The organism is Synechococcus sp. A15-24, from assembly GCF_014280195.1.
Lineage (GTDB): Bacteria > Cyanobacteriota > Cyanobacteriia > PCC-6307 > Cyanobiaceae > Parasynechococcus.
The window spans coordinates 2,258,565-2,273,592 of sequence record NZ_CP047960.1 but is presented as its reverse complement, the minus strand read 5'-3'; the positions used below and the strand labels follow the sequence as shown (position 1 = coordinate 2,273,592).

The window sequence follows — 15,028 nt, the reverse complement described above, 5'->3', positions numbered from 1 at the left end:
ATGCGTAGCCTTGGTCCGTTTAACGCGCGCGGTCATGGCCACCACCTCGGATTTGCATGTGGTGGAGACCCGTCCGCTGGTGGCTCCGGCTTTGCTGCACGGAGATCTGCCGATTGATGCCGCCGCCATGGAGACGGTCGCATCGGCCCGTCGACGGATTCAGGCCATTTTGCGCGGCGAGGATCAGCGTCTGCTGGTGGTGGTGGGCCCCTGCTCGGTCCACGATGTGAAGGCGGCGCGGGAGTACGCCGAACGGCTGGCCCCGATCCGGGAACGGCTGAAGGATCAGCTGGAGGTGGTGATGCGGGTTTATTTCGAAAAGCCGCGTACGACGGTTGGTTGGAAAGGCCTCATCAATGACCCCCACCTCGATGGCTCGTACGACATCAATACAGGCCTGAGGCGGGCCCGTGGCTTACTGCTGGACCTGGCCCGGGAGGGCATGCCGGCTGCAACGGAACTGCTGGATCCGGTGGTTCCCCAGTACATCGCTGATCTGATCAGCTGGACTGCGATCGGAGCCCGCACCACGGAAAGCCAGACCCATCGGGAGATGGCTTCAGGCTTGTCGATGCCGATCGGCTACAAAAACAGCACTGATGGCAGCGCCACCATCGCCATCAATGCGATGCAGGCGGCATCGAAACCTCATCATTTTCTGGGGATCAACCACGACGGCCATGCCTCGATCGTGAGCACGACCGGCAACCCGGATGGTCATCTGGTGCTGCGTGGCGGTCATCAGGGCAGCAACTACCACCTGGAGGCCGTTCAGGCTGCTGCAGCGGAACTGAGCAAGGCGAGCCTGAAGGATCGTCTGATGGTGGACTGCAGCCATGCCAACTCGAACAAGGATTTCCGCCGCCAGGCCGATGTACTCGCCACGGTGGCTGATCAGTTGAAGGCTGGATCCGGCCATGTGATGGGCGTGATGATCGAAAGTCATCTGGTGGAAGGCAATCAGAAACTCACCGCTGATCTCTCCCAGCTCACCTATGGCCAGAGCATCACGGATGCCTGCATCAGCCTGGAGACCACAGATGCGCTGCTGTCCCAGCTGGCTAAAGCCGTGGCCGAGCGCAGCAGCGCTGTGACGGCATAACGTTCATCATTGATTAGCACTCCAAGCGCTTGAGTGCTAATCAGGCTTTCTTTTTGCGCTTGCTAACTGTTCAGTATTAACCGATCATGTTGAACAGTTTTTCCATCACTTCTCCGTAGGTTGTTGATCACGACGGAGACGATGTTGATTCACCTTCATTTCTTCGGCTTCGGAGATCCGCTGTGTCGGTTTTCTCTGGAGCAACGCACCGGTCTTCATGTGGAAGGCTTTCGCCCCCTCCTGCTGGATGAACTCCTGGGTTGGTCCCAGCGGGTTGCACGTCACCAGCATTGGGACATTGAGCCACTGCAGCAGATGGTGATCAACCGCTGGATGGAGCAGGAGGACCAGATCCGTGGATGGCAGAAGCAACTCACCCATCACCCTGCTGAGGTTGAACTCGTCGCCGGGCTCGGAAGTCGTGGCGACTGGCAGGGTCACTGGAACGCCATGCTGCGGGTCAGCTGATCAGCAACACCCAGGCCAGTCCCACCAGCAGCGGCACGCTGAGGTTGTCCACCCCCGCGGGACTAATTTGTTCCAGTGCCGTGGCCATCGTGCTGATGCCTAAGGCAACTCTCCAGGCGATGGCGTTGCCGCTGACCAGCATCAATCCGACCAGCACCAGTGTTGACACCAGGGCCATGGTCAACGTGCCAGCGACGGATTTCGTCTGTCCCAGCACGGTCCACCGCGCTGAGTTCACCGATCGGCCGATGAGGCCAGCCAGTCCATCGCCGAGTGCCATGACCAGAACACCGGCGCAGACTGCATCGGCTCGGGCGGGCCAGCACAGAATCAGCAACATGGTGATCGCCAGGCCGTAGGCAACAGTGCCGTAGCTGTTGCGATCGACATCCTCAACGGCCGGAACGATGCGCCATCGGTGGTTGATCGCCGTTGCCAGGGTCACCAATACGGCAAAGGGAACGGCGATCCAGGCCGGGATGGCGAAGAACCAGGCCAGCGGAACCACGGCTCCTGTGCCGATGTGGATGATTTTGCGAGACAACTCCTGCTGATCGGGCCAGCGCTGACGAGTCAGCACGGCGATCAGCACCACTATCCCGAGCCAGAGACCGATGGCGATGGGTCCGATCAGATGCACCACCGGACTGGAGGCTTGGATCAGGCGGCCTGCTGATGATCGGTCATCGAGCGCAGCTTGAGGATGGCTTTGGCTTCCAGCTGACGAACCCGCTCGCGGGACACATTGATCTGACGCCCAATCTCCGCAAGGGTCAGCGGCTCTTCACCGCCAAGACCGAAGCGAAGCCGCAGGATCTTCTGTTCCCGCTCATTGAGCTGGGACAGCCAGCCACCGAGATGCTCTTTTTGGATGCTGCGGTCCATGCCTTCCATCGGCTCCTCGCCGTTGGGGTCTGGAATCAGCTCACCCAGGGTGCTGCGGTCTTCCTCGCCGCGGGCATGGGCATCGAGCGATGCACAGGGAGCGCTCTGGGAGATCAGATCCTCCAGCTCGCGCGGCTCAATGCCCATGGCACTGGCCAGTTCCAGTCGATTCGGTTGACGTCCAAACCGATGGGACAACTCCCGCGAGATGCGTCGCATTTTGGAGAGCTTTTCGCTGATGTGAATCGGCAGCCGGATGGTGCGGGCGCTGTTGTCGATCGCGCGAGTCATCCCCTGGCGGATCCACCAGTAGGCGTAGGTGGAAAACTTGTATCCCATGGCCGGGTCGAACTTATCGACGGCCCGTTCGAGTCCGATCGCTCCCTCCTGAACCAGATCCAGCAGTTCCAGTCCTTGGTTCTGGTACTTCTTGGCGACGCTGACCACAAGGCGGAGATTGGCGGCCATCATCCGATCCCGGGCACGTTTGCCCATGCGGATTTTGTGATGATGACGGGAGGTGAACTCTTCTTCAGGGAGTTCCTGAAGTTGCTTCATCTCCTGGACGTGGTGCGCCAGTTCAATCTCCTCAGCGGCTGTCAGCAGAGGAATGCGACCGATGCTGCTGAGATAAAAACCGATGGAATCGGTGGCCAGACGGCTGCTTTGACGCGTTGATGCCCGCCGTCCAGTGGATGGTAAGGCAAGGGACTTCCGGGAAGACTTTGCAGTCGATCCGGAAGAGTCCAGAGGGATCCCCATCACCCTGGTCTCCTGATGAATTTGTAATCAATTTAGCACTCACCTTCAGATTTGACTGTTGTGAATCCGAAGACTTTCGGGAGCCCCTGATGTGGTTTATGACACCAGTGTGTGGCAAGGGTGTGTTGAACGGCTTCGGCTTGATTGCGACGATTCCGTATCAGTCATCACGGATATTTGACGCAACTTCATCTCGAAAGATCACGATTGCGGGACGCCTAGGCTCCATTGCTTGATCAGTTGAACCTGAGAGTTGCAAACGTCCTCTCCCTCCTCTGGTTGCCGTTGGATGAAGCTGCCATCGCTTTGCATGTCCCAGGCGCCCCGGTTGTCCTTCAGGTAGAGCTCCAGCAAGCGCTCCAGTCGGCCGCGAAGGTTGGGATCTTCCACGGGTGTTACAGCTTCCACCCGGCGGTCAAGGTTGCGACTCATCCAGTCTGCGCTACCGATGTACACCTCAGGTGAGCCACCGTTTCCGAACCAGAAAATGCGCGAGTGTTCGAGGAACTGGCCGATGATGCTCACAACGCTGATGCTTTCACTCAGTCCTTCTCGGCCTGGGTAGAGGCTGCACATGCCGCGGATGATCAGTTCAACCCGCACATTCGCTGCTGCGGCTTCATATAACAACGCGATGATGTCCGGATCCACCAAGGAATTCATCTTGGCTCTGATGTGACCGTCCCGACCTTCCCTGGCATGTTCGATTTCGCGCCGGATCAGGGATTCCATCCCTTTGCGCAGGGTCACCGGAGCCACCAGCAGTCGGCGGAAACTTTGCTGCTTTGAGAACCCGGTCAGGTAGTTGAACAGTTCCACCAGGTCTTGGCCCAGCTCCGGCCGCGTGGAGAGAAGCCCGAGATCGGTGTAGAGCTTCGAAGTCTTTGAGTTGTAATTCCCGGTCCCGATGTGGACGTAACTACGCAGCTTTTCTTGCTCTTTGCGGACCACCAGAACGATCTTGGTATGGGTTTTCAAGCCCAGAACGCCATACACCACATGGACGCCGGAGCGTTCCAGTTGTCGGGCCCACTGGATGTTGTTGTCTTCATCAAATCTGGCTTTGAGTTCCACCAGGGCCATCACCTGCTTGCCATTTTCAGCGGCACGGATGAGTGCCGCGATGATCGGTGAATCCTTCGAGGTTCGATACAGGGTCATCTTGATCCCCATCACCTGGGGATCATCAGCGGCCTGGTTGATGAATTCCTCCACCGTGGTGGAGAACAGGTCATAGGGGTGATGCAAGAGGATGTCTTGCTGACGCATCACCGAGAAGATGTTTTCGAATTCCTCGGGTTTGATGGCACCTTCGTCAATCAGATGCTGTTGGGTTCTAGCCAGCACCGCTGGTGTCTGTCCGCTGTGCTGTTTGTCCTTCAGCTTCGGAAGAGGTAGGGCCATCAAACCGAAGAGATCATCCAGACCCAGGGGTCCATCAATCCTGTAGAGGTCTTCTTCCTCAACCGCGAGGCCATTCATCAACATTTCAACGACGTCCTCGGGCATATCGTTGGGCACCTCGAGTCGCACCACTTCGCCTCCCATCCGCCGTTTGCGTAGACCCTGCTCAAGGGCAAGCATCAGGTCATCGGCTTCGAGATCCCGCAGTTCCAGGTCGGCATCGCGCGTCACGCGGAAGAAGTAATGCCCCTGCACGCTCATCCCCGGAAAGAGGAGATCGAGGTTGAAGGCGATCACCTGTTCCAGCGGTACGGCGGTGTGGATGGGTTTGGGATCGCTCTCACTCAGCTCGGTGGGAATGGAGACGAAGCGGGGGAGGTTCTTCTGGGGAACCTTTACCCGTGCGAATTGACGTTGGCCTGATTCCGGGTCGTGAATGACAGCAGCAACGTTGAGGCTGAGGTTGCTGACGAAGGGGAAGGGATGTGCCGGGTCAACGGCAAGCGGAGTCAGCACCGGAAACACCGAATGGCGGAAGGTGTCGCTGACCCATTGCTGTTGATGCTTGTTCAACTGGCTGTAATCCAGCAGTTGCACGTTGTGGTCGAGCAGTTGTTTGCGCAGTTGTTTGCGATAGTGGTCCTGCTGTTGCTGCAGCAGGGGTATCAGCCGTTCGCGAATGGTCAGCAGCTGTTCGAGCGGCGTCTTTCCGTCTTCGCTGGGGGTGGTGATGCCAGCTTCCACCTGAGACTTCAGGGACGCCACGCGCACCATGAAGAACTCATCAAGGTTGTTGCTGAAGATGGCGCTGAACTTGGCCTGGTCCAGCAGGGGGGTGCGCTGATCCAGCGCCTGGGCGAGGACTCTCTGGTTGAAGGCGATCCAGCTCAGTTCCCGGTTTATGTAGCAGTCCGGGCTCAGAACAGCGGAGCTCATGGGAAGTTTGGAGCTGGATCTGCGGGGTCAGCCGAAACGTAGCAATCAGATTCGTGTTTCCACCGTGGGTGAACGCGGGGCACCAGCCACCAGACCAGCAACGCCGAACAGCACCAGAGCACCGATCCAGAAAGGACTCGTCTGTCCCAGACGGTCGTAGCTGAATCCTGCAGCGGATGCCCCCAGAAAGGTGCCGAGACTCTGGAGTCCCTGCAGTCCTCCCAGGGCTGCTCCCTGACCATCCCGCGTCAGTCGTTTCGAGACCAGCGCCCGCAGACAAGGCGTGACCAGGCCGGTGCCCAGCGCCAGCAGGGCGACGGCGCTGTAAATGACCGGCATCGACGTCTCTTCCTTGGCGAGAGGCACCATCAGGCAACCCACGCTGAGCAGTCCCAGACCCGCCAGGGTGAGACGGAGTTCGCCGAATCGCTTCACCAGCGGGCCTATCAGTCCTCCCTGCACCACCATGGCGATCACGCCCACCAGGGCAAAGGCGGCTCCCGCCATCCCTTCCGTCCAGTTGAAGGCGTTGCGGAGATAGATCACAAGAACGGTGGTGAAGCCGTTGAAGGCCATGAAGAAGCCGAAGAAGGCCAGGGCCAGACGCCGCACATCCGGACGGGCAAACACTCGCTGAAGCAGCGACACAGGGTTGAGGGCTCGCTTGCGCGGCAGAGGTTTACGGGCCTCAAGGGGATGGGTTTCCGGCAGCAACAGACTCACCATCACCAGGTTCACGACGGCAAACCCGGTGGCTCCCCAGGCGGGGAGGATGCGGTTCATTTCGCCGAGCACACCACCGAGGCCTGGTCCAAGGGCAAAGCCCAGGCCGAAGGCAACACCGATCAGTCCAAAAGCTTTGGCACGGTTCTCCGAGGTTGTGACGTCCGCCAGCACGGCGGTGGCGGTGGCGGACGTGCCGCCGCTGATGCCATCGATGATCCGGGCTGTGAACAGCAGGGCCAGGGGGACGCCTGCTGCGGCAGCTCCGGGCCAGATCTGCTGCCAGGGCACCGTCAGGGTGGTGGCGAACAGTCCCATGCCGACGACGGAGCCACCCACACAGATGCTGATTACCGGTTTGCGGCCGAAGCGATCACTGAGGGCACCGATCAGTGGCGCCACAGCGAATTGAGAGAGGGCGTAAGTCCCCGACAGCAGACCGACGGTGCTGCCGCTGCTGCTGAAGTCCGCCAGCAGAAAGGGCAACAGCGGTAAAAAAATGCTCTCGCTCAGTCGATCGTTCAGCAGCGTCAGAAACGCGCTGAGCAGGGTGGGGATACGGGGGCGCTGCAAGGCGACCGGCGGTTGAAGGAGACTCACATTCCCACAGGCCGATGGCATGCCACTCCGCCCGATCGGGTCCGCTGATCACCCCCTGCTGCGGGAGATCTATGCGGATGCCATCGAGAGTCAGGCTCCGGGGCTCTATTCCTCAGACCAGGTCCGCGCCTGGGCGGCTCTGGCCTGGTTGCCCGGGATCCTGGATCGCACCTTCCTGGAGGGGCAGGGGTGGATCAGTGGCCACGACGCTGCCTTTGCCATCCGTGAACCAAGGGATCGCTTGTCATTGCTTTATTGCCGAGGACGGGCTTGCCGCCAGGGCCATGGCCGCGCCTTGCTGGACCAGATTGAGGCCGATGCCCGCCATGAGGGTGTGGAGCGGTTGCGCACCGAAGCGAGTCAGTTAAGTCGCCCGTTGCTGGAACGCTGCGGTTGGCGTGTGCAGGCTCCAGAAACCATCAGCATTGGAGGCGTTCCGTTCGAGCGCTATCGGATGGATAAATGGCTTCTCCAGGACCGCAGCTGATCGAGGCATTGCAGGGCTTGGCCTGTTTTCAGCACGCCATCAGCCGTTTGCAGGCCTGATTCAAGGCTGTCGCTGTGGCCGCTGAACCAGAGGTAAGCCCCGGCATTCCAGCGCAGGGCATCCAGGAGGGGGCCACGGTTGTCGAGTGCCGCAAGGGCCTGTTCAGTCCAGGCCGCTTCATCGCTCCACTCCACATCTGCTGCATGGCAGCCATGGTCTCGAGGGTGAAGAATCAGCCGTTCGGCCTGGCCCTGCTGAACCCTTGCGGTGATGCAGGCCCGACCGATGGGGAGATCGGTGCCACCTTCCAGACCCTTCACCGTGAGCAGATCGGTTTCGCCGGCCAGCTTGAGGGCCTCCCAGGCACGGCTTTCCGTGGGGGGATGAACGAAACCACTCACCAGCAGGTGGTTGCCTTGATGGGGTGTCCACAGCAGTTCAAGACTGGCCACTGGAGGACGTTTGCCCAGTTCCTCGCGGTAACCGATCAGGCTTTCGGCGATGGCGAAATGGTCGGGCTGGTGGATCAGTGCAAACCCGGTCTGCTCGAAGCCGTCTTGGACAGTGGCTATGGAGAGACCCGCCAGGTCAAGGCCCAGTATTCGGAACAGATCAATTGCGGTGACGCCGTATTTGATCGGCATGCGATCCCCCCCTTGCAGCACCACGGGCTGACCGCAGGCGAGCAGCACCAGCGTGGTGAGTGGGTAGATAGGGGCCGTGCGTGTGCGACCGTCAAAGGGCATGCCGAAACAGAGAGGCGGCCGCTGACCCTCTGCACTGGTCAGCACAGGACCAAGTCTGCGGTAGGTATCGAGCATGCCGGTGAGTTCCTGAGGCTCCGGCCGGCGGATGCGATGGGCGATCAGGAAGGCTCCGATTTGAGCTGGGGATGCCACCCCATCGAGCATGAGATGGAGCGCATCGGCAGCCTCCTCCCTGCTCATCCCCTTGCTGGTGTGCTCACCACTGCCAACTTTGCGCAGGTGCTGCTTGAAGCGTTCCCGACCGTTGACGATGGCGCTGGTCACAGATGTCCCTTCAGCTGAGCGAAGTGTTCAGGAGTGCCGGACTCCGTGAACGTAGTGATTGATACTAATCGTCCTAGCTTTGTGGCAGGACATTCAGTCCATCGAAGCTGCCGTGCCGGGGATGGTCGGGGTTGTGACGACCATCGGCGTAGTACAGACGCTCGAGGGCGAGGTTGATGGCCGGTTTTGCTTGCAATTGTTGGCTGAACAACAACGACGAGCTTTCCCGAAAGAGCTGAACCATATAATTGTAATATAGTTTTTTTGTTGCAGCGTCACGGGAACGTGTCTGTTGTATGCGATGCATCAAAACGATGAATTGATTTGGTCGCCGTTGCTGCATTTTGAGTGCATCTGCTGGGTGACACTTACGATGCTGCTGAGACGTTCCGATCTGGAATGCTGCTTTGAGGCAGTTCATTGTTCGCTTAACCGTTATGTCTTTAACAGCCACGTTGATGGCCGCCAAAAAGGCCAAAGGTATGAGTTTTGCTGATCTCGAGGCGGCTATTGGTCTCGATGAGGTTTGGGTTGCATCTTTGTTCTATGGCCAAGCGACGGCCTCGAAGGAGGAGGCCGAGAAACTTGCTGGTTTGTTATCCCTTGATGCAGAAACAACAGCGGCACTGCAGGAGTACCCAACCAAGGGAAGCCTTGAGCCAGTGATTCCCACTGATCCTTTGATTTATCGTTTTTACGAGATCATGCAGGTGTATGGCATGCCTCTGAAAGATGTAATTCAGGAGCATTTCGGAGATGGAATTATGAGTGCTATTGATTTCACTATAGATGTCGATAAAGTTGTGGACCCTAAAGGTGATCGTGTCAAAATTGTAATGTGTGGTAAGTTTTTACCCTACAAGAAATGGTAAAAACTTAGGCTTTCGACTTATCTATAGTCCAATTGTCATTGGGCTTTAAGATCTAAACTGTTCGTTAAGTTTTTTTTGGGCTAATAATCGTCTTGATTCACTTTTTAGGGTTTTACTAAGTTTCAGTAGATATCTTTTGCTATTTTCGGATGCTATACAGCTAAGAGCACGGAGTGCGGTAAATGCGACTTCGTGAGAGTCTTCTTGACACAAACAAAATAATTGTTTGCAGATTTCTTTACTGTCACGACGCTGAATTATACGGATTGCTGCAATAACAACTGAATCCCGAAAATCGTTGAGTGCTTCATTACAGTAATCCAAGAGTTGGTGATCTGTTAGAAGGTGTGAGCGAAATTCCAGCAATTGAAGACCAGCGAGTCGAAAATTTTGACCAGGATGATGTAAGCAATGAGTGACGATTGCTTCGGGAACTTCAGCACCCCAACAACCAAGCGATTGAACTGCAGTTAGTTGAAGTTTTTCATTATAATTGCTGCGCTTGAGCAATTCCAGTAACCATTCACGGGCCTCAATTTGATGGCAGAGTCCTGCGGCCATCACCAAATCAGGCATGTCGCCATAGCGTTGCAGTAAATGTTCAATAATAGGCCAGCCACGATCTGCAAGCATACCCATTTTTTCACAGAGAGCTAGCCGCAGATCAGTAGCAAGGTTGGGCGAATAGACATTTTCTAACCAACAAGGATCCAAGGGAACCTTACGTGAATTGCCGAGTCTCTCCCACAGATCTGATTCAGTATCCTTCATGGTTATTTAGCGTAAGTAGTTTTTTTGATTTCAAGATGTAATTCTTCATTGTGTAGAAACGAACACAACAAGTCTACTATATAGTCTTGGTATCGTATGAATATATCACATATCATTTTCCCTATTTTAGGCTTGCTGAATCTGAGCGTATGATTTTTCATTTATGGTTACATAGGTAAATGATTAATACTCGCTCTAGACAAATGATGTATGCTGAATTTATCTAAACTTCATTAATTGTAATTAAATGGTATCCAGTTCTACTAAGAATTCGTTGTCGGATAACAATTACGATTTTCTATCAACTTGTCAGTATTTTACTTTCACGTCTGTACCAACCAGAACTCGACTCTTTTTTGATTGTAATAAGGCATTTGAGATAAAGTTATATATCCTTATACTATTTTGAAGTCTGAGTGGTTAAAAAAGCAATGAATTAAGAGAATACCACAAACGATCATATACTTTTGAGGCCGAATATTAGGAGAATGTGCCAGCTAATTGATTGCTTGTAAATCAATTTATTATATTGTTTACTGCATGACTTTACATTATGCACGTATACCGTTCGATAGTAATCTTACAAAAGCAAAATTGGTAATCTTAAATATGTCTAAAATCAACTTGATGATCTTAACGGCACAGCTATAATAAATTAGCGGTCAATCACAAATGAGCTTTTTTGGATTAGGTTTTCCTGAGCTACTAATTATATGCCTTATTTCTTTTTTATTAGTCTTAGGGCCTAATAGTTTGCCCAAAGTTGGAAAATATTTGGCTAAATATTTGGGCGGTTTTAGATCCGCCTCTGATGAATTTAAGAAAGAAATTGATGTAGTTGTCTTGGAGGACAAAGATCCTAATGAAGATACCCTTTAATCTTAAGGCGATTGATCTGCGCAGCAGATCTTCTCTCAAATATAATAAATTCCCAATAATAAAGATTCACTCATTGTTGCAATAAGTATAATTTTAAGTTTAAGCGCACACTGTTTAGGACATCCAACAAATTTTATCTGGAGAATTACCTTTCTCTCTAATAAATTGAACAGCCATTTAATGTAGCAAGTGAGACAATTCTGACAAATTTTGCTATGAGTATCACTTGATACAACATCCGCGTTCACTTTCCAACTATAAATATGGAACTATGAACCAGATTTGTGGCGAATCTTTTCACCTCGCATGCATCCACAACTACTCAGACTGCCGCTGAGATTCTTAAGTCACAGCTTCAATGTAATAGCACTACGGAAGCTACATCAAGTTCTCCTTCCTTTCAACCCCAAACCGGTCATGGTTTGTTTTGCTTCTGTGTAGAGTGCCGGCCATTTAGCCCAGATCATCAAGATTTTACCGAAGATATGCCTTCAGATCCTGAGGATTTGATGGATGATTTTTATAAAATGGGTTTGATTAAAGCCGATGCTGTAGAAGTCGCTGAGGCTGTTTCATCAGCGGAGCTTAGAGAAATTCTTTTTTATAAGAACGCTTCTCAAGGTGATCCTGCCAAGGAAAAGCTTTTGCGGGCACTAGCTGAAGAAGCCGGTGGATTAGACCAAGCGATGGCAGCAGCTTTTGGTCCTCAAGCAGGTGAATTCTTCGCCTCTATTCACTCTAGTTCCCCTTTTGGAAGAAGGTCATTTCTCAAAGGATTGGCTGCTGGTGCGGCCATGATAACAATTGCCAATAGTGCAGGATTAGATACTCAAGATGCTCATGCAGCAGGTCATGCCGGCGGTAAATTAGAGAAAACTAACTTGAAGATTGGATTCATTCCAATTACATGTGCAACACCGATAATCATGTCAGAACCTATGGGTTTTTATAAATCTAATGGGTTGAAATGTAAGGTTGTGAAAATGCCAAGTTGGGGAGCTGTTCGCGATTCGGCCATTGCAGGTGAGCTTGATGCTTATCACATGCTCGCACCAATGCCTATCTCTATGACTTTGGGATTGGGAACTTCTCCATTCAGCGTCAAACTAGCCAGTATTGAAAATATCAACGGACAAGCAATAACTGTAGCTAATCGCCACAAGGATAAAGTTAAATCTGCCGCAGACATGAAAGGCTTTGTATTCGGAGTACCATTCCCATACTCGATGCATAATTTACTACTTAGATATTACCTCGCTAAGGGTGGAGTTGATCCTGACAAGGATGTACAAATTCGCCCTGTACCACCACCGGACAGTGTTGCCCAGATGGTTGCAGGTGATATCGATGCATATTTGATGCCTGATCCATTTAATCAGAGAGCTGTGTTTGAAGGTGTTGGTTTTATTCACCTTCTAACTAAGGATCTCTGGGTTGGTCATCCATGCTGCGCTTTCGCTGCGGGAGAACCCTGGATTAATAAGCATCCAAATACTTTTAAAGCCATCAATAAATCTATTATTGAAGCTGCGAATTATGCAACAAATCCTACTAACAGATCTGAAATTGCGAAATACATTTCTGGCCGCGCCTTTCTAAACCAACCGACTAAAGTCGTTGAAGCTGTTTTGACAGGCAAGTTCGATGACGGCTTGGGCAATAAGAAAAATGTCCCTGACAGAATAGATTTTAAACCTTATCCTTGGCAGAGCTTTTCACATTGGATTCAGTCTCAACTTGTACGATGGGACCTTGGAGGAGCTGCTGACGCAATTAAAGCTGGTGACTTTAATGCTAATAGTGCCGCAATATTCCTAACAAATGAAGCTCAATCTTTGGAGAGGGAGTTGGGGTTCAATCCTCCCTCCCGTTCGTTCAAGACTGAGAAGCTTGCATACGACAGTTTTGACCCTACTGATCCGTTGGGCTATGTCAGCAAACAAATTGATAGGGACGGTGTATAGACTGTATGTCTACAAAGTCAACAATCCTGAGATCGTTACTGATCTCAGGATCTAGTCTCCTTTCTTTTTGCGTTGTTTGGGAAATTATAGCCAGTGCCAATTTAATTCCTAATTTTCCAGGGGCTTTAAAGACCTTTCAGGAATTATTATGGTGGATATCAGATCCATTTTTTGATAACGGTCCTAACGATTTAGGTATTGGTTTTAATTTACTTATAAGCTTAAGAAGAGTTCTAATTGGTTACACACTTGCAATGGTTGTTGCAATTCCACTCGGTCTCTTTGTTGGTGTTTCCAAAACCGTTAAGTCTTCTGTTGATCCTTATGTACAACTACTGAAACCGGTCTCACCGCTTGCCTGGCTGCCCATTGGCTTATTCGTATTTAGAAATTCAGAAGTTACCGGTATTTTTGTCATTTTTATTACAAGCATCTGGCCGACTTTAATTAATACCGCAATTGGTGTTCAATCTGTAGATTCTGATGTCTTAAAAGTTGCAAAGTCATTAGGTGCTTCCAAAACTAATACCATTACCAAAGTCATCTTACCTGCAGTAATGCCAAATATTTTAGCTGGGATGAGAATTTCAATGGGTACAGCATGGCTTGTAATAGTTGCTGCTGAAATGCTTCTAGGCACGGGTATCGGATATTTTATATGGAATGAATGGAACAATTTATATGTAGCTAACATATTTGTAGCAATTATAATCATAGGTATAACTGGTTATGTACTGGATCAAATCTTTGAGATTTTGCAACTTCGATTCAATTACGATTTATGACTAAATCTGCTCCCAGTTCAGCTGATTCCATTTCTTACAAGGAACATGAATCTCATGTTGAAATTGTAAATCTAAGAAAAGTTTTCCCAATTTCTCGACCTTCTCTTTTTAACAAAAAAACTGAGAACTATATTGCTCTTGAAGGTATAAATCTTGATATTAAAAAGAACACTTTTGTCTCTTTGATTGGCCCTTCAGGCTGTGGTAAATCAACGCTTTTGAATCTTTTAGCAGGATTAGATGATTTCACGTCTGGTGAAATTTTCATCGAAGGCAAGCCACTGGTTGGCCCTGGTCCAGACAGAGGCATAATTTTTCAGAACTACGCACTGATGCCCTGGCTTACCGCCGCAGGCAACATCGAATATGCCTTAGAGACGGCCTGTCCAGAACTAAGTACCTCACAGAGGCGTGAAAAAGCCAGATACTTTTTGAATATGGTTGGGTTAGAACGCTCAATGAACAAGTTTCCAAAGCAAATTTCAGGTGGTATGAAGCAGAGAGTTGCTATTGCACGAGCTTTGTCTATTAATCCGTCTATGTTACTTATGGACGAGCCTTTTGGAGCCCTTGATGCCCTTACAAGGTCCTATTTGCAAGAAGAAGTGTTAAAAATATGGGAGAAAAATAGAGTCACAGCTCTTTTAATTACACACAGTATTGAAGAAGCATTATTAATGTCTGACAAAATTGTGCTTATGTCAAGTGGACCATCTGCAAATATTGCAGATATTATAGATGTCCCTTTGCCAAGGCCCAGAATCCGTAATATTATAGAAAAAGATTCTCTCTTCATTGATATCAAACTCCAACTTGAGGATCATCTCCTACGCGAAACAAGAGCAGTTGAGGAGTCTTCTTAGTTACACTTTGTGTTTATTTAACTTGCCTAAAGTAGCTCTTTTATTTTATTATGTATTTAGTAATTTCACTTAATTCTATGTCTCCGGGTCTAAAGTATCTTACATATAACGTATCAACATTTTTGTAATTACCTTTAATAAATTCTTGGAATTCTTCTTCATTGCTTATATTGCAATGTTTAGGTTGTATCTCATTGCCCTTTAAAAATTCTCCATCCTTTTCAATTCCAACGATAATTATTAAAATCTTTCCTTGAATAATACTTGCACCTGATTCTTTTAATAAAGCAAGAGTACTTACTTCTTTCATTAATTGTGAAAAAATATCTTGGCCTTCGTTACTTTTTGCTGATTCTTCATTCATTAGCAATGGGCTCGGGTTCTTTCTATATTATAAACATTCATGTTATTATAAAGGACTCTATTATCGGCCCATTAAAAATCTTAATCAAAATTGCGTATGTTAATGCCTAAATAAACCGCTTCCTTAAACAAT

16 protein-coding genes are annotated in these 15,028 nt (G+C 50.9%); 8 read left to right on the top strand and 8 right to left on the bottom strand.

Annotated features, from left to right (window positions below; translation table 11 throughout):
• The first annotated feature begins 34 nt into the window (after nt 1-34).
• Together SynA1524_RS12725 and SynA1524_RS12720 are read left to right on the top strand one after the other, a co-directional pair.
• Nucleotides 35-1,102, top strand: coding sequence for a 3-deoxy-7-phosphoheptulonate synthase (locus SynA1524_RS12725; RefSeq protein WP_186498384.1), 1,068 nt, complete (start codon nt 35-37; stop codon nt 1,100-1,102).
• 123 nt (nt 1,103-1,225) lie between these two features.
• Nucleotides 1,226-1,570, top strand: a complete 345-nt coding sequence (locus SynA1524_RS12720; RefSeq protein WP_353616562.1) for a hypothetical protein — start codon at nt 1,226-1,228, stop codon at nt 1,568-1,570.
• Here SynA1524_RS12720 and SynA1524_RS12715 read toward each other — a convergent pair.
• The 4 genes from SynA1524_RS12715 to SynA1524_RS12700 form a co-directional block, all read right to left on the bottom strand.
• Nucleotides 1,563-2,213 carry a diacylglycerol/polyprenol kinase family protein gene (locus SynA1524_RS12715; protein ID WP_186498383.1) on the bottom strand — a complete coding sequence of 217 codons (651 nt, stop codon included), beginning with the start codon at nt 2,211-2,213 and terminating at the stop codon, nt 1,563-1,565. The genes SynA1524_RS12720 and SynA1524_RS12715 overlap by 8 nt on opposite strands.
• 17 nt (nt 2,214-2,230) lie before the next feature.
• Nucleotides 2,231-3,217, bottom strand: coding sequence for an RpoD/SigA family RNA polymerase sigma factor (locus SynA1524_RS12710; protein WP_186498382.1), 987 nt, complete (start codon nt 3,215-3,217; stop codon nt 2,231-2,233).
• A gap of 201 nt (nt 3,218-3,418) precedes the next feature.
• Nucleotides 3,419-5,557 carry a polyphosphate kinase 1 gene (ppk1, locus tag SynA1524_RS12705; RefSeq protein WP_186498381.1) on the bottom strand — a complete coding sequence of 713 codons (2,139 nt, stop codon included), beginning with the start codon at nt 5,555-5,557 and terminating at the stop codon, nt 3,419-3,421.
• A gap of 45 nt (nt 5,558-5,602) precedes the next feature.
• Nucleotides 5,603-6,901 (bottom strand): MFS transporter, encoded by a 1,299-nt coding sequence (locus tag SynA1524_RS12700; RefSeq protein WP_186498380.1) that lies wholly within the window; start codon nt 6,899-6,901, stop codon nt 5,603-5,605.
• On the opposite strand from SynA1524_RS12700, the gene SynA1524_RS12695 reads away from it, so the two are divergent.
• Nucleotides 6,900-7,367, top strand: a complete 468-nt coding sequence (locus tag SynA1524_RS12695; protein WP_186498379.1) for a GNAT family N-acetyltransferase — start codon at nt 6,900-6,902, stop codon at nt 7,365-7,367. The genes SynA1524_RS12700 and SynA1524_RS12695 overlap by 2 nt on opposite strands.
• On the opposite strand, the gene SynA1524_RS12690 is transcribed toward SynA1524_RS12695, so the two are convergent.
• Nucleotides 7,328-8,398 carry an anthranilate phosphoribosyltransferase family protein gene (locus tag SynA1524_RS12690; protein WP_186498378.1) on the bottom strand — a complete coding sequence of 357 codons (1,071 nt, stop codon included), beginning with the start codon at nt 8,396-8,398 and terminating at the stop codon, nt 7,328-7,330. The genes SynA1524_RS12695 and SynA1524_RS12690 overlap by 40 nt on opposite strands.
• A 73-nt stretch (nt 8,399-8,471) precedes the next feature.
• Nucleotides 8,472-8,642, bottom strand: a complete 171-nt coding sequence (locus SynA1524_RS12685; protein ID WP_186498377.1) for a cyanate hydratase — start codon at nt 8,640-8,642, stop codon at nt 8,472-8,474.
• 193 nt (nt 8,643-8,835) lie between these two features.
• Here SynA1524_RS12685 and cynS point away from each other — a divergent pair, with 193 nt between their 5' ends.
• A complete protein-coding gene (gene cynS, locus SynA1524_RS12680) occupies nt 8,836-9,270 on the top strand; it encodes a cyanase (protein WP_186499657.1) in 435 nt (144 codons plus the stop codon).
• A 45-nt stretch (nt 9,271-9,315) separates the two neighbouring features.
• Here the strand turns inward: cynS and SynA1524_RS12675 are convergent, their stop codons facing one another.
• A complete protein-coding gene (locus SynA1524_RS12675; protein WP_186498376.1) occupies nt 9,316-10,041 on the bottom strand; it encodes a HEAT repeat domain-containing protein in 726 nt (241 codons plus the stop codon).
• Between the two features lie 672 nt (nt 10,042-10,713).
• On the opposite strand from SynA1524_RS12675, the gene SynA1524_RS13230 reads away from it, so the two are divergent.
• The 4 genes from SynA1524_RS13230 (at nt 10,714) to SynA1524_RS12655 (ending at nt 14,532) form a co-directional block, all read left to right on the top strand.
• A complete protein-coding gene (locus tag SynA1524_RS13230) occupies nt 10,714-10,920 on the top strand; it encodes a twin-arginine translocase TatA/TatE family subunit (protein ID WP_186498375.1) in 207 nt (68 codons plus the stop codon).
• 509 nt (nt 10,921-11,429) lie between these two features.
• Nucleotides 11,430-12,884, top strand: coding sequence for an ABC transporter substrate-binding protein (locus SynA1524_RS12665; protein ID WP_321189156.1), 1,455 nt, complete (start codon nt 11,430-11,432; stop codon nt 12,882-12,884).
• Nucleotides 12,885-12,889: 5 nt separating this feature from the next.
• Complete coding sequence (ntrB, locus tag SynA1524_RS12660) at nt 12,890-13,669, top strand: nitrate ABC transporter permease (protein WP_186498374.1); 780 nt, start codon at nt 12,890-12,892, stop codon at nt 13,667-13,669.
• Entirely contained in the window at nt 13,666-14,532 is an 867-nt protein-coding gene (locus SynA1524_RS12655; RefSeq protein ID WP_186498373.1) for an ABC transporter ATP-binding protein, read from the top strand. Before ntrB ends, SynA1524_RS12655 begins: the two co-directional genes overlap by 4 nt.
• Before the next feature lie 40 nt (nt 14,533-14,572).
• Here the strand turns inward: SynA1524_RS12655 and SynA1524_RS12650 are convergent, their stop codons facing one another.
• Complete coding sequence (locus tag SynA1524_RS12650; protein WP_186498372.1) at nt 14,573-14,896, bottom strand: hypothetical protein; 324 nt, start codon at nt 14,894-14,896, stop codon at nt 14,573-14,575.
• Nucleotides 14,897-15,028 lie beyond the last annotated feature (132 nt).

Excerpts from the sequence above, each read along its gene's own strand:
- SynA1524_RS12725 (WP_186498384.1), top strand. The coding sequence starts at position 35 with ATGGCCACCACCTCGGATTTGCATGTGGTGGAGACCCGTCCGCTGGTG.
- SynA1524_RS12710 (WP_186498382.1), bottom strand. The coding sequence starts at position 3,217 with ATGGGGATCCCTCTGGACTCTTCCGGATCGACTGCAAAGTCTTCCCGG.
- ppk1 (WP_186498381.1), bottom strand. The coding sequence starts at position 5,557 with ATGAGCTCCGCTGTTCTGAGCCCGGACTGCTACATAAACCGGGAACTG.
- SynA1524_RS12695 (WP_186498379.1), top strand. The coding sequence starts at position 6,900 with ATGCCACTCCGCCCGATCGGGTCCGCTGATCACCCCCTGCTGCGGGAG.
- SynA1524_RS12700 (WP_186498380.1), bottom strand. The coding sequence starts at position 6,901 with ATGCCATCGGCCTGTGGGAATGTGAGTCTCCTTCAACCGCCGGTCGCC.
- SynA1524_RS12685 (WP_186498377.1), bottom strand. The coding sequence starts at position 8,642 with ATGGTTCAGCTCTTTCGGGAAAGCTCGTCGTTGTTGTTCAGCCAACAA.
- cynS (WP_186499657.1), top strand. The coding sequence starts at position 8,836 with ATGTCTTTAACAGCCACGTTGATGGCCGCCAAAAAGGCCAAAGGTATG.
- SynA1524_RS12675 (WP_186498376.1), bottom strand. The coding sequence starts at position 10,041 with ATGAAGGATACTGAATCAGATCTGTGGGAGAGACTCGGCAATTCACGT.
- SynA1524_RS13230 (WP_186498375.1), top strand. The coding sequence starts at position 10,714 with ATGAGCTTTTTTGGATTAGGTTTTCCTGAGCTACTAATTATATGCCTT.
- SynA1524_RS12665 (WP_321189156.1), top strand. The coding sequence starts at position 11,430 with ATGGATGATTTTTATAAAATGGGTTTGATTAAAGCCGATGCTGTAGAA.
- ntrB (WP_186498374.1), top strand. The coding sequence starts at position 12,890 with ATGTCTACAAAGTCAACAATCCTGAGATCGTTACTGATCTCAGGATCT.
- SynA1524_RS12655 (WP_186498373.1), top strand. The coding sequence starts at position 13,666 with ATGACTAAATCTGCTCCCAGTTCAGCTGATTCCATTTCTTACAAGGAA.
- SynA1524_RS12650 (WP_186498372.1), bottom strand. The coding sequence starts at position 14,896 with ATGAATGAAGAATCAGCAAAAAGTAACGAAGGCCAAGATATTTTTTCA.